The 12,159-nt window shown below is 69.8% G+C and carries 11 protein-coding genes; 2 read left to right on the forward strand and 9 right to left on the reverse strand.

Features of this window, described 5'->3' with window-relative positions; translation table 11 throughout:
* Positions 1-286 precede the first annotated feature (286 nt).
* The 3 genes from V9U70_RS07555 to thyX all read right to left on the reverse strand — a co-directional run bounded on the left by V9U70_RS07555 (position 287) and on the right by thyX (position 3,891).
* On the reverse strand, positions 287-1,972 hold the full coding sequence (locus tag V9U70_RS07555; RefSeq protein WP_336673696.1) for a ribonuclease J: 1,686 nt from the start codon (positions 1,970-1,972) through the stop codon (positions 287-289).
* Positions 1,973-2,101: 129 nt separating this feature from the next.
* Positions 2,102-3,001 carry a 4-hydroxy-tetrahydrodipicolinate synthase gene (dapA, locus tag V9U70_RS07560; RefSeq protein ID WP_336673697.1) on the reverse strand — a complete coding sequence of 300 codons (900 nt, stop codon included), beginning with the start codon at positions 2,999-3,001 and terminating at the stop codon, positions 2,102-2,104.
* 152 nt (positions 3,002-3,153) lie between these two features.
* On the reverse strand, positions 3,154-3,891 hold the full coding sequence (thyX, locus tag V9U70_RS07565; RefSeq protein WP_336673698.1) for an FAD-dependent thymidylate synthase: 738 nt from the start codon (positions 3,889-3,891) through the stop codon (positions 3,154-3,156).
* 207 nt (positions 3,892-4,098) lie between these two features.
* On the opposite strand from thyX, the gene V9U70_RS07570 reads away from it, so the two are divergent.
* Together V9U70_RS07570 and V9U70_RS07575 are read left to right on the forward strand one after the other, a co-directional pair.
* Positions 4,099-4,338, forward strand: a complete 240-nt coding sequence (locus V9U70_RS07570) for a hypothetical protein (protein ID WP_336673699.1) — start codon at positions 4,099-4,101, stop codon at positions 4,336-4,338.
* A 93-nt stretch (positions 4,339-4,431) separates the two neighbouring features.
* Complete coding sequence (locus tag V9U70_RS07575) at positions 4,432-4,983, forward strand: hypothetical protein (RefSeq protein WP_336673700.1); 552 nt, start codon at positions 4,432-4,434, stop codon at positions 4,981-4,983.
* 82 nt (positions 4,984-5,065) lie between these two features.
* Here V9U70_RS07575 and V9U70_RS07580 read toward each other — a convergent pair whose 3' ends face one another.
* The 6 genes from V9U70_RS07580 to eccD all read right to left on the reverse strand — a co-directional run bounded on the left by V9U70_RS07580 (position 5,066) and on the right by eccD (position 12,135).
* Positions 5,066-5,551: a tetratricopeptide repeat protein gene (locus tag V9U70_RS07580; RefSeq protein ID WP_336673701.1), complete on the reverse strand. Its 486-nt coding sequence runs from the start codon at positions 5,549-5,551 to the stop codon at positions 5,066-5,068.
* 12 nt (positions 5,552-5,563) lie between these two features.
* On the reverse strand, positions 5,564-6,316 hold the full coding sequence (gene dapB, locus V9U70_RS07585; RefSeq protein ID WP_336673702.1) for a 4-hydroxy-tetrahydrodipicolinate reductase: 753 nt from the start codon (positions 6,314-6,316) through the stop codon (positions 5,564-5,566).
* Between the two features lie 17 nt (positions 6,317-6,333).
* Positions 6,334-7,713: a M16 family metallopeptidase gene (locus V9U70_RS07590; RefSeq protein WP_336673703.1), complete on the reverse strand. Its 1,380-nt coding sequence runs from the start codon at positions 7,711-7,713 to the stop codon at positions 6,334-6,336.
* Entirely contained in the window at positions 7,710-9,923 is a 2,214-nt protein-coding gene (locus V9U70_RS07595) for a polyribonucleotide nucleotidyltransferase (RefSeq protein WP_336673766.1), read from the reverse strand. Before V9U70_RS07595 ends, V9U70_RS07590 begins: the two co-directional genes overlap by 4 nt.
* A 274-nt stretch (positions 9,924-10,197) precedes the next feature.
* A complete protein-coding gene (rpsO, locus tag V9U70_RS07600) occupies positions 10,198-10,488 on the reverse strand; it encodes a 30S ribosomal protein S15 (protein ID WP_336673704.1) in 291 nt (96 codons plus the stop codon).
* Between the two features lie 177 nt (positions 10,489-10,665).
* On the reverse strand, positions 10,666-12,135 hold the full coding sequence (eccD, locus tag V9U70_RS07605; RefSeq protein ID WP_336673705.1) for a type VII secretion integral membrane protein EccD: 1,470 nt from the start codon (positions 12,133-12,135) through the stop codon (positions 10,666-10,668).
* Between the last annotated feature and the right edge of the window lie 24 nt (positions 12,136-12,159).

Here is a 12,159-nt window from a genome sequence, read left to right on the forward strand (position 1 = left end):
TCCGCTTTCGCGTTCTCCCTTTCCGGCGGCTCCAACTTTACCAGACTCTCATTCGTTCCGTTTACCGGTCCGTTTTCGAAATGCTGGTGGCCTGTGGAATGGCCTTGCCTTTCGGCTGACCCGACTTTATCAGAGATTCTGAGTCGGAATTCCCGCCTTGTCCGGTGCTCTCCGGGCACACACGTGTGCCCCGCGCTTCCCGTTCAGGCGGAGCCGTTAACGTACTGGAGCGAGGCTCCCCGATGCAAATCGAGGGCCCCGCTCCAGTACGGCGGTGCGGAGGGGGTCAGACCTCCACCACGACCGGAAGGATCATCGGACGCCGACGGTAGGTGTCGGACACCCACTTGCCGACCGTCCGGCGGACCAGCTGCTGGACCTGGTGGGGCTCCATGACGCCGTCCTGGGCCGACTTGTCCAGTACTTCCTGGATCTTCGGGGCGACTGCGACGAACGCCCCGTCGTCGATGCCGGACCCCCTGGCCTGGATGTGGGGGCCGCCCACGATCTTGCCGGAGGTGCTGTCGACCACGATGAAGACCGAGATGATGCCCTCGTCGCCGAGGATGCGGCGGTCCTTGAGCGACGTCTCGGTGACATCGCCGACCGAGAGGCCGTCGACGTAGACGTAGCCTGCCTGGACCTTGCCGACGATCTTGGCCTTGCCGTCGATGAGGTCGACGACCACGCCGTCCTCGGCGATGACGATGTGGTCCTTGGGTACGCCGGTCAGGGCGCCCAGTTCGGCGTTGGCCCGCAGGTGGCGCCATTCACCGTGCACCGGCATCAGGTTCTTCGGCTTGCAGATGTTGTAGAAGTACAGCAGCTCGCCGGCCGAGGCGTGACCCGAGACGTGGACCTTGGCGTTGCCCTTGTGGACGACGTTGGCTCCCCAGCGGGTCAGACCGTTGATCACCCGGTAGACCGCGTTCTCGTTGCCCGGGATCAGGGACGACGCCAGGATCACCGTGTCGCCGGGGACGATGCGGATCTGGTGGTCGCGGTTGGCCATCCGGGAGAGGGCGGCCATCGGCTCGCCCTGCGAACCGGTGCAGACCAGTACCACCTCGTCGTCCGGGAGGTCGTCGAGGGTCTTCACGTCGACGACCAGACCGGCCGGAACCTTCAGATAACCCAGATCGCGGGCGATGCCCATGTTCCGGACCATCGACCGGCCCACGAAGGCGACCCTGCGGCCGTACTCGTGGGCCGCGTCCAGGATCTGCTGGATGCGGTGCACATGGCTGGCGAAGCTCGCCACGATGATCCGCTTCTGGGCGTTGGCGAACACCGTGCGCAGGACGTTGGAGATGTCCCGCTCGGGCGGCACGAAGCCCGGGACCTCGGCATTGGTCGAGTCGGAGAGGAGAAGGTCGATGCCTTCCTCGCTCAGCCGCGCGAACGCGTGCAGGTCGGTGAGACGGCCGTCCAGCGGGAGCTGGTCCATCTTGAAGTCACCGGTGGCCACGGCCAGCCCGGCGGGCGTGCGGATCGCGACGGCCAGGGCGTCCGGGATCGAGTGGTTGACCGCGATGAACTCGCAGTCGAAGACGCCGATGCGCTCACGCTGACCCTCGACGACCTCAAGGGTGTAGGGGCGGATGCGATGCTCCTGGAGCTTCGCCTCGATCAGCGCGAGGGTCAGCTTGGAGCCGATGAGCGGGATGTCCGGCTTCAGGCGGAGCAGATAGGGGACGGCGCCGATGTGGTCCTCGTGGCCGTGCGTGAGGACGACGCCCTCGATGTCGTCCAGACGGTCCCGGATCGTGGTGAAGTCCGGCAGGATCAGGTCGATGCCCGGCTGCTGCTCCTCGGGGAAGAGGACGCCGCAGTCGACGATGAGCAGCTTGCCCGCGTACTCGAAGACCGTCATGTTGCGGCCGATCTCGCCCAGGCCTCCGAGCGGCGTGACCCGCAGGGCGCCCTTCGGGAGCTTCGGCGGGGTACCGAGTTCAGGGTGCGGATGACTCAAAAGACTCTCCTTACCACGCGCGCCACGTACCGCTGAGGCACGTGGCGCGCATGTCATTCGTGCACTTGCTGTTGTCTTGGGTGGTGCTCGGGCGAGTCGCCTCGCCTGTTCAGTTGTGAAAGTCCGTGGTTACAGCTGTACCCCGCCGGCAGCGAGGTCGATCTTGAGCTGTGCCGTCTCCTGGGCGCTCAGCTCCACCAGCGGCAGACGCAGCGGGCCGGCCGGCAGGCCCCGGAGGGTAAGCGCAGCCTTCGTGGTGATCACACCCTGGGTACGGAACATGCCGGTGAAGACCGGGAGCAGCGTCTGGTGGATCTCGGTGGCCTTCTGCACGTCGCCGCTCAGGTGGGCGTCGATCAGGGCTCGCAGCTCCGGGGTGACCATGTGGCCGACCACGGAGACGAAGCCGACCGCGCCGACGGACAGGAGCGGCAGGTTGAGCATGTCGTCGCCGGAGTACCAGGCGAGGCCGGACTCGGCGATGGCCCAGCTGGCGCGGCCCAGGTCTCCCTTGGCGTCCTTGTTCGCGACGATCCGCGGGTGCTCGGCCAGCCGTACGAGGGTCTCGGTGTCGATCGGCACACCGCTGCGGCCGGGGATGTCGTACAGCATCACGGGCAGGCCGGTGGAGTCGGCGATGGCCGTGAAGTGCCGCAGCAGGCCCTCCTGCGGCGGCTTGTTGTAGTACGGCGTGACCGCGAGGAGGCCGTGGGCGCCGGTGCGCTCCGCCGTCCGGGCGAGCTCGACGCTGTGGCGGGTGTCGTTGGTGCCGATCCCGGCGACCACGTGTGCGCGGTCGCCCACCGCTTCGAGTACCGCCCGTACGAGCTGGTCTTTCTCCGCGTCGCTGGTGGTCGGGGACTCACCGGTGGTGCCGTTGACGATCAGACCGTCGTTGCCTGCGTCCACCAGGTGGGCGGCGAGCCGCTGGGCGCCGTCGAGATCGAGTGCGCCGTCCGCCGTGAAAGGCGTGACCATAGCGGTGAGGACCCGCCCGAAGGGGGTCTGCGGAGTGGAGATCGGAGCCATGGGTAACACGCTACTCGCTGCTCAGCGCGTGGTGTCCCCTCGGGGGGACGGGGAAGAGGAGCCCGGCACTGCCTGCTCGGGGGTTCAAGCAGTGCCGGGTCCGTTTGATCAGCCTAGATGAACTTACACAAATGCCGCAATACGGACACCGCCTATGGGGCGACCCGTCCGTTCTTGTTGAAGGCCGCATGAGTGAGCGGCATGAGCCGCGCCCAGTGCGCCTCCATCTGCTCGCCGACCATCTCGATCTCGCGCTGCGGGAAGGAGGGGACCTTGGCCAGCTCGTGCTGGGTGCGCAGTCCGAGGAAGTGCATCAGGGAGCGGGCGTTGCAGGTGGCGTACATCGTCGAGAAGAGACCGACGGGCAGGACCGCGCGGGCGACCTCGCGGGCGACTCCGGCGGCGAGCATCTCCTGGTAGGCCGCGTACGCCTGGCGGTAGGAGTCCTCCATCGCGCGGGTGGTGAGGTCGTACTGCTCCTCGGTGCCCTCGACGAACTCGTATTTCCCGGGCCGGCCCTGCTGCACCAGCTTGCGGGAGGCGCCGGGGACGTAGAAGACCGGTTCCAGCTCCCGGTAGCGGCCTGATTCCTCGTTGTACGACCAGCCGACGCGGTGCCGCATGAACTCGCGGAAGACGAAGATCGGGGCGCTGACGAAGAAGGTCATGGAGTTGTGCTCGAACGGGCTGCCGTGCCGGTCCCGCATGAGGTAGTTGATGAGCCCCTTGGAACGCTCCGGGTCCTTGGTGACCTCTTCGATCGACTGCTCACCGGCCGTGGAGACCCGGGCGGCGAACAGCACGTCCGCGTCGCCCGCGTCGCTTTTCACCAGGTCGACGGTGACGTCGCTGCGGAAGTGGGGCTTGGCGGGTTCGGGGGTGTCGGTCACCGGCGGGGGTCCTTCCAATGGCGTCGCTGGGCGGCGACCACTTTACGGGCCGGGCCGCGGACGCCGGTACCCGCGCATGCGCGGGTACCGGCGGGCAGCCGTTCGGGGAGTCGTTCAAACGTTACGGCGATTCGGGGCACCGATCCGGCCTGTCGTGCGTCTGACTCAGTAGCAGCACCCGTCTCTGAGAGCAAGGAGAGTTTCCTCATGTTCCGCCGGCGTGAATCCGTCCCGTTCTCGTTCGTAGCCGAGGCCGACCGATTCCGCAGTAATGTCACTCCTCCTCCCGCCGCCCGCGCTACCGTTCCCGAACTGCTCGGGCGCTCCCTCATGGGGATGACCGTGGTCGCCGCTCTCGTCGGCTCCCTGCTGCTGGGGCTCCCGGCGCTCGACTCCGGGCAGTCCCCGGCCCAGGGCAAGCAGTCCGAAGCGACCGAGGGGCGCTGACCCGTACGGCCCCCTGGGGTGGTCGGGTCAGTGGTGCCCTCGGTAGCCTCACCGGGCACAGCAATCGAGCGTGCTTGTGAGTGAGGATGAGCCGTGCCCCTGCCCTTTCTGACGGCCGACCGCGCATTCGACGCGAGCGCGGAGGACGTCGCGCTGCCGTTCGACGACCATGACAGCTGGCGGCGGCCCTACCGCCCCGGCCCGTGGCGGGTCGCGGCGGCGGCCACCTGTCTGCTGCTGGCCTCGTTCGTGCTGCTCGCGGCCGTGATCATCGGTGCGACCGGCGGGCCGTCCTCCGCCTTCGTGTGTCTGGCCCTGGCCGGTGCGGTGATCGCCGCCGCGCTGCGTCTGCTGCGGGTCGGCGCGTGGGTCAGCCGCCACGGCGTGCGGCGCGTCGGGTTCTTCCGCACCACCACGGTGGCGTGGAGCGACACGTCGGCCGTCCGTACGGCCCAGCAGCCCGTGAAGTGGATGGGCCTGCCCCGTACGGTGCAGGGCCAGGCGCTCGTCGTGGTCCGGCGGAGTGGCGAGAGGCTGCCGCCTCTGGCCACGGACCACAACGCGGACTTCCTGGGCCGTGACGAGGCCTTCGAGCGTGCCACGGACACCGTGGAGGCCTGGGCGGACGAGTACCGGCAGGGCTGAGCAGCGGTCGGACCACGCGGAGAGGGGCGGGCCCGGAGCGGAAAGCTTCGGGCCCGCCCCTCTCCGTGGCCCGGGAAGTCGCTCAGGCGTCGGACGGGCCGGCGGGCGAGGAGGCGGGCGATGCCGTCCCCGGCCTGCCGTGCAGCGCGATCGCCCGCTGCATCGCCTTGCGGGCGCGTGGGGTGTCCCGCGCGTCCTGGTAGGCGACCGCCAGGCGGAACCAGGCGCGCCAGTCGTCCGGGGCGTCCTCGGTCTCTTCGCGGCGCCGGGTGAAGACGGCGTCCGCGGCGTCCCGGTCGATGCGGCCGGACGGGGTGCGGGCCAGGTCGTCGACCGGCAGGCCGCCCTCCGCGTCCAGCTCGGCGGCCAGCGCGTTGGCGCGGCGGACGAACTGGGTGTTCTTCCAGAGGAACCAGACGCCGATCACCGGCAGGATCAGCACGGCCACGCCGAAGGTGATCGTGATCAGCGTGCCGTGGCGGATGAGCATCAGGCCGCGGCTGCCGACCAAGACGAAGTAGAAGACCAGGACGGCGGCCGTGACGATGTAGGTGATCTTTGCGCGCATGGGGGTGCTCAGTCAGTTCAGGTCGAGGAAGTGTTCCAGGCCGAACGTGAGGCCCGGTGTGGACACCACGCGCCGTACGCCGAGCAGGATGCCCGGCATGAAGCTGCTGTGGTGGAGGGAGTCGTGGCGGATGGTGAGGGTCTCGCCCTCGCCGCCGAGGAGCACTTCCTGGTGGGCCAGCAGGCCGCGGAGCCGGATCGCGTGCACGGGGACGCCGTCGACGTCCGCGCCGCGAGCACCGTCCAGGGCGGTGGCGGTGGCGTCCGGCTGGGGGGCGCTGCCGGCCTTCGCGCGGGCCGCCGCGATGAGCTGGGCGGTGCGGGTGGCGGTGCCGGAGGGGGCGTCGACCTTGTTCGGGTGGTGGAGTTCGACGACCTCCGCGGACTCGAAGTAGCGGGCGGCCTGTTCCGCGAACTTCATGGTCAGGACCGCGCCGATGGAGAAGTTCGGGGCGATGAGGACGCCTGTTTCCGGGGCGTTGTCCAGCCAGGCGGTGAGCTGCGCGAGCCGTTCGTCGGTCCAGCCGGTGGTGCCGACGACGGCGTGGATGCCGTGGCGGAGGCAGAAGTCGAGATTGCCCATCACCGAAGCGGGGGTGGTGAGCTCGACGACGGCCTGGGCGCCTGTGTCGGCGAGGGTCTCCAGCCGGTCGCCCCGGCCCAGGGCCGCCACCAGCTCCAGGTCGTCGGCGGCCTCGACGGCCCGTACGGCCTCGGAGCCGATACGGCCCTTCGCGCCGAGAACGGCTACGCGCAGCTTGCTCATCTTGCTTCCTTAAGGGGTTAGGAGACCACTTCGTGGAGGCGGTCCGCCTGCTTGTCCTTGAGCGGGCCGATGACCGAGAGGGAGGGGCGGCGGGTGAGGAGTTCGCCCGCCACCTCCCGTACGTCCTCCGGGGTGACCGCCGCGATGCGCGCGAGCATGTCGTCGACCGACATCTGCTCGCCCCAGCACAGCTCGCTCTTGCCGATGCGGTTCATCAGGGCGCCGGTGTCCTCCAGGCCGAGGACGGTGGAGCCGGCGAGCTGGCCGACGGCGCGGGTGATCTCGTCGTCGTCCAGGCCGTGGGCGGCGACCCTGTCCAGCTCCTCGCGGCAGATCGCCAGGACGTCGTGGACCTGGCTGGGCCGGCAGCCCGCGTACACGCCGAAGAGGCCGCAGTCGGCGAAGCCCGAGGTGTAGGAGTACACGCTGTAGGCCAGGCCCCGCTTCTCCCGGACCTCCTGGAAGAGCCGCGAGCTCATGCCGCCGCCGAGGGCGGTGTTGAGGACGCCGAGAGCCCAGCGTCGCTCGTCGGTGCGGGCGAGGCCGGGCATGCCGAGGACCACGTGGGCCTGCTCGGTCCTGCGGTTGATCAGCTCGACCTTGCCCGCGGTGCGCAGGGTTCGCGTCCCCTCGCGCGGCGCCATCGGGACGGCGTCGGTGCGGGAGAGGGCGCCGGCGCGCTCGAAGGCCCTGCGGACCTGCCGTACGACCGTGGCGTGGTCGACGTTGCCCGCGGCGGCGACGACGAGGCGGGTGGGGTCGTAGTGCTTCTTGTAGAAGCGGGCGATCTGGCCGCGGCTGAGCCCGTTGACCGTGTCGACGGTGCCGAGGACCGGGCGGCCGAGGGGGGTGTCGCCGAGCATGGTGTGCGCGAACAGGTCGTGCACGCAGTCGCCCGGGTCGTCCTCGGTCATCGCGATCTCTTCGAGGACGACTCCGCGCTCGGCGTCGACGTCCTCGGCAGTGATCAGCGAACCGGTCAGCATGTCGCAGACCACGTCGATGGCCAGGGGCAGGTCGGTGTCCAGGACCCGCGCGTAGTAGCAGGTGTACTCCTTCGCCGTGAAGGCGTTCATCTCGCCGCCGACCGCGTCGACGGCGGCGGAGATGTCGAGGGCGCTGCGCTTGGCGGTGCCCTTGAAGAGGAGGTGTTCGAGGTAGTGGGTCGCACCGTTCAGGGTGGGCGTCTCGTCGCGTGATCCGACGTTCGCCCAGATGCCGAAGGTGGCGGACCGGACGGAGGGCAGGGTCTCGGTGACGATCCGGAGACCGCCGGGGAGGACCGTGCGGCGGACGGTGCCGATGCCGCCTGTTCCCTTGATGAGCGTTTGGGTACGGGCGACGGCCCGCGCCTCGGAGGAGGCGCGGGCCGTCGTCACGGAACTACGGGACGTCACTTGTCGGTGTCGTCCTTCTCCTCGGCCTCTTCGCCCTCGATCACGGGGATGAGGGAGAGCTTGCCGCGGGAGTCGATCTCGGCGATCTCGACCTGGACCTTGGAGCCGACCGCGAGCACGTCCTCGACGTTCTCCACGCGCTTGCCACCGGCGAGCTTGCGGATCTGCGAGATGTGCAGCAGGCCGTCCTTGCCGGGCATGAGCGAGACGAACGCACCGAAGGTGGTCGTCTTGACGACCGTGCCCAGGTAGCGCTCGCCGACCTCCGGCATGGTCGGGTTGGCGATCGCGTTGATCGTGGCGCGGGCGGCCTCGGCCTGCGACCCCTGCTGGGCGCCGATGTAGATGGTGCCGTCGTCCTCGATCGTGATGTCGGCGCCGGTGTCCTCCTGGATCTGGTTGATCATCTTGCCCTTCGGGCCGATGACCTCACCGATCTTGTCCACCGGGATCTTGACGGTGATGATCCGCGGGGCGTTCGGGGACATCTCGTCCGGGACGTCGATGGCCTCGTTCATGACGTCCAGGATGTGCAGACGCGCGTCACGGGCCTGCTTCAGCGCGGCGGCCAGGACCGAGGCGGGGATGCCGTCGAGCTTGGTGTCGAGCTGGAGCGCGGTCACGAACTGCTTGGTGCCGGCGACCTTGAAGTCCATGTCGCCGAAGGCGTCCTCCGCACCGAGGATGTCGGTGAGGGCGACGTAGTGGGTCTTGCCGTCGATCTCCTGCGAGATCAGGCCCATGGCGATGCCGGCGACGGCGGCCTTGAGGGGCACGCCGGCGTTCAGCAGGGACATGGTGGAGGCGCAGACCGAGCCCATGGACGTCGAGCCGTTGGAGCCCAGCGCTTCGGAGACCTGGCGGATCGCGTAGGGGAACTCCTCGCGCGAGGGGAGCACCGGCACGATGGCGCGTTCTGCGAGCGCTCCGTGGCCGATCTCGCGGCGCTTGGGCGAGCCCACGCGGCCGGTCTCGCCGACGGAGTACGGCGGGAAGTTGTAGTTGTGCATGTAGCGCTTGCGGGTCACCGGGGAGAGGGTGTCCAGCTGCTGCTCCATGCGGAGCATGTTGAGGGTGGTGACGCCCAGGATCTGGGTCTCGCCACGCTCGAACAGCGCCGAGCCGTGCACGCGCGGGATGGCCTCGACCTCGGCGGCGAGCGTACGGATGTCCGTGACGCCGCGGCCGTCGATGCGGACCTTGTCCTTGATGACGCGCTCGCGGACCAGCTTCTTGGTCAGAGCGCGGTAAGCGGCGGAGATCTCCTTCTCGCGGCCCTCGAACGCCGGCAGGAGCTTCTCCGCGGCGATCTCCTTGACGCGGTCCAGCTCGGCCTCGCGGTCCAGCTTGCCGGCGATGGTGAGCGCCCGCGTCAGCTCGGAGGTGACGGCGTCGGAGAGCGCGTCGAAGACGTCGTCCTGGTAGTCGAGGAAGACGGGGAACTCGCCGACCGGCTTGGCGGCCTTGGAGGCCAGGTCGGACTGGGCCTTGCAGAGCGCCTTGATGAAGGGCTTCGCGGCGTCCAGACCGGCGGCGACGATCTCCTCCGTGGGAGCCTCCGCGCCGTCCTTGACGAGCTGGATGGTCTTCTCGGTGGCCTCGGCCTCGACCATCATGATCGCGACGTCGCCGTCGTCCAGGAGGCGGCCGGCGACGACCATGTCGAAGACGGCGTCCTCGAGCTCGGTGTGCGTGGGGAACGCGACCCACTGGCCCTTGATCAGGGCGACGCGGGTGGCGCCGATCGGGCCGGAGAAGGGCAGGCCCGCCAGGATGGTGGAGCAGGAGGCGGCGTTGATCGCGACCACGTCGTAGAGGTGGTCGGGGTTGAGCGCCATGACCGTCTCGACGACCTGGATCTCGTTGCGCAGGCCCTTCTTGAAGGAGGGGCGCAGCGGGCGGTCGATCAGGCGGCAGGTGAGGATCGCGTCCTCGGAGGGCCGGCCCTCCCGGCGGAAGAAGGAGCCGGGGATCTTGCCGGCCGCGTACTGCCGCTCCTCGACGTCCACCGTGAGGGGGAAGAAGTCGAGGTTGTCCTTGGGTCGCTTGGACGCGGTGGTGGCCGACAGCACCATGGTGTCGTCGTCCAGGTACGCCACGGCGGAGCCGGCGGCCTGCTTGGCGAGGCGGCCCGTCTCGAAGCGGATCGTGCGGGTGCCGAAGGTTCCGTTGTCGATAACGGCCTCGGCGTAGTGGGTCTCGTTCTCCACTAGTGATTTCTCCATACTCGTCGTCTTTCGTCCTTCCGCCCGTGTGGCGGAGGACGGTGCGGGAGAAGCGCACCGTTGATGCGGGCCGGTCTTCGATCGAAGCTCCCGGGCGCTTTCCCGGGGGCCACTACCGAGGACCGGCGGCGGCGGTCGCTGCGCCCCTCCCTCGTTCTGGTCTCGTAGCCCAGGTTACCGAGCTTGACACCGGTCGTGCACGTACGGCAAAGGGAGCGGTCCCCTGAACTGCGGGAACCGCTCCCTTTTCACAGCGTCCTTACTTGCGGCCGCCGGCCGCGCCGCGGCGGATGCCGAGGCGCTCGACGAGCGCACGGAAGCGCTGGATGTCCTTCTTGGCCAGGTACTGCAGGAGGCGGCGACGCTGGCCGACGAGGATCAGCAGTCCACGACGGGAGTGGTGGTCGTGCTTGTGCGTCTTGAGGTGCTCCGTCAGGTCCGAGATCCGGCGGGAGAGCATGGCGACCTGGACCTCGGGGGACCCGGTGTCGCCCTCCTTCTGGGCGAACTCGGCCATGATCTGCTTCTTCGTAGCGGCGTCGAGCGGCACGCGTACTCCTCTTGGTGTTCGAAGCGCCCACGAGTGCCTCTGGTCTTGATCGCAGAGGTGCTTCCGTGACTCGGAGGCGAAGGTCCGATGAGCGCAGCCCCCAGGATGATCCGAGGACGCGTACACAAACGGCCACTGGTCAGACTAGCAGCCGTTCGGGTCACGTCCCGCCGCAGGTCAGCCGGTGAGGGCGCGGGCCCGCGCGAAGACGTCGAGGACGGCAAGGCAGAGCGGGACGAGCGAGAGCAGCACGAGGCTCTCGGTCAGGTCTAGGAGGCGGCCCCAGAACGGGGAGAGCCCCTTGCGGGGGATGACCAGGCCGATGGCGGTGAGCAGGGCGGCCCCGGCGGCGAGGGTCGCGGAGAGCCAGACCGTACGGATGTCGAGAGCGCCGCGGTCCCCGTAGCGGACCAGGTCGTACAGCAGGTCCCCCGGCGGGTTCAGGGCGAGGCCGAGGACGAGGAGGGCGATGGCGCCGATGCCGGCCACCAGGGCGCAGGCGACCTGGGAGGTGTAGCGGAAGAGGCGGGCGCGCAGCAGCATGGCGAGGCCGGCGGCCAGGGCGAGGAACTGGCCCCAGATGTCGTCGGAGAAGCCGAGGACCGCGGCGGAGCCGACGACCACGGCCGCGCAGCCGCCGACGAGGCCGAGGAGCATCTCGTGGCCGCGGCGGGCCTGGGCGGCGATGCGGTCGGCGTCCACGGGCTCCGGGTCGCCCTCGGGGGTGTCCGGGTCTCCGTCGTCGTAGTCGGCGGCGGTGCGCGGTGAGGCGTAGCCGATGGGGAGCCGGGCGAAGCGGGCGGAGAGGCCCGGCAGGAAGGCGACCAGGCCGAGGGCGACGGGGGTGCAGACGGCCGCGGTCCGGGTGGCGGAGGCCTCTGTGAGGATGGCGACGAACGTGGCCAGGGTCCCGACGGCGGCCAGGAAGGTGCTCGCGACGAAGGGGGCGTCGCCGCTGGGGGTGAGCGCGACCAGGACGACGGAGACGACCAGGACGGCGACGCAGCCGAGCAGGAACTGCAGGCGGCCCGGCCCGTGCCCGGCGTCGGGGCCGATGGCTCCGGAGCCGGCGATGAGGACGAGGGGGAGGGCGCCGAGGCCGAGGGCGACGGCGGCGGCGCGATCCCCGTAGACCCGGGCGCGCACCCCGGCGAAGGCGGTGAGCAGGACTCCGGCGGCGCCCGCGATGATGCCGGGCAGGCCGTGCATGTCGTGGCGTACCGGGTCGGCGAACCACAGCACGAACGCCATCAGGACGAGCAGCAGGACGCCGCCCACCAGGCCCGCGCCGCGCAGGAGTTCCTCGCTCCACAGGTGGCGGTCGCGGGTGACGGCGGCGGCCACGGCGTCGGAGACGTCGTCGAAGACCGCGGGCGGCAGCGACTGTGCGAAGGGGCGCAGGCTGAGGATCTCGCCGTCGAGGACCTGCTGGGCGCCGAGGGTGCGGGCGCCGTCCAGGACGCTTCCGTCGCGGCGGACCAGGTGGTAGCCGGTGGGCGTTCCGGGCGCCTGGGTCTGGCCCGTGAGACGCAGGACCTCGGGGTAGACGTCGGCGACGGCGATGTCCTCGGGCAGAGCGACGTCGATCCGGCTGTCGGGCGCCACGACGGTGACGCGGCAGAAGCCCGTCGCTGCGGTCGTACTCACGTGTCTGGGTCCCCCTGATTCGCG

Source organism: Streptomyces pratensis, assembly GCF_037137275.1.
In the GTDB taxonomy this organism is placed as follows: Bacteria; Actinomycetota; Actinomycetes; order Streptomycetales; family Streptomycetaceae; genus Streptomyces; species Streptomyces pratensis_B.

Excerpts from the sequence above, each read along its gene's own strand:
- dapB (WP_336673702.1), bottom strand. The coding sequence starts at position 6,316 with ATGAGCAAGCTGCGCGTAGCCGTTCTCGGCGCGAAGGGCCGTATCGGC.
- V9U70_RS07570 (WP_336673699.1), top strand. The coding sequence starts at position 4,099 with ATGTTCCGCCGGCGTGAATCCGTCCCGTTCTCGTTCGTAGCCGAGGCC.
- dapA (WP_336673697.1), bottom strand. The coding sequence starts at position 3,001 with ATGGCTCCGATCTCCACTCCGCAGACCCCCTTCGGGCGGGTCCTCACC.
- V9U70_RS07580 (WP_336673701.1), bottom strand. The coding sequence starts at position 5,551 with ATGCGCGCAAAGATCACCTACATCGTCACGGCCGCCGTCCTGGTCTTC.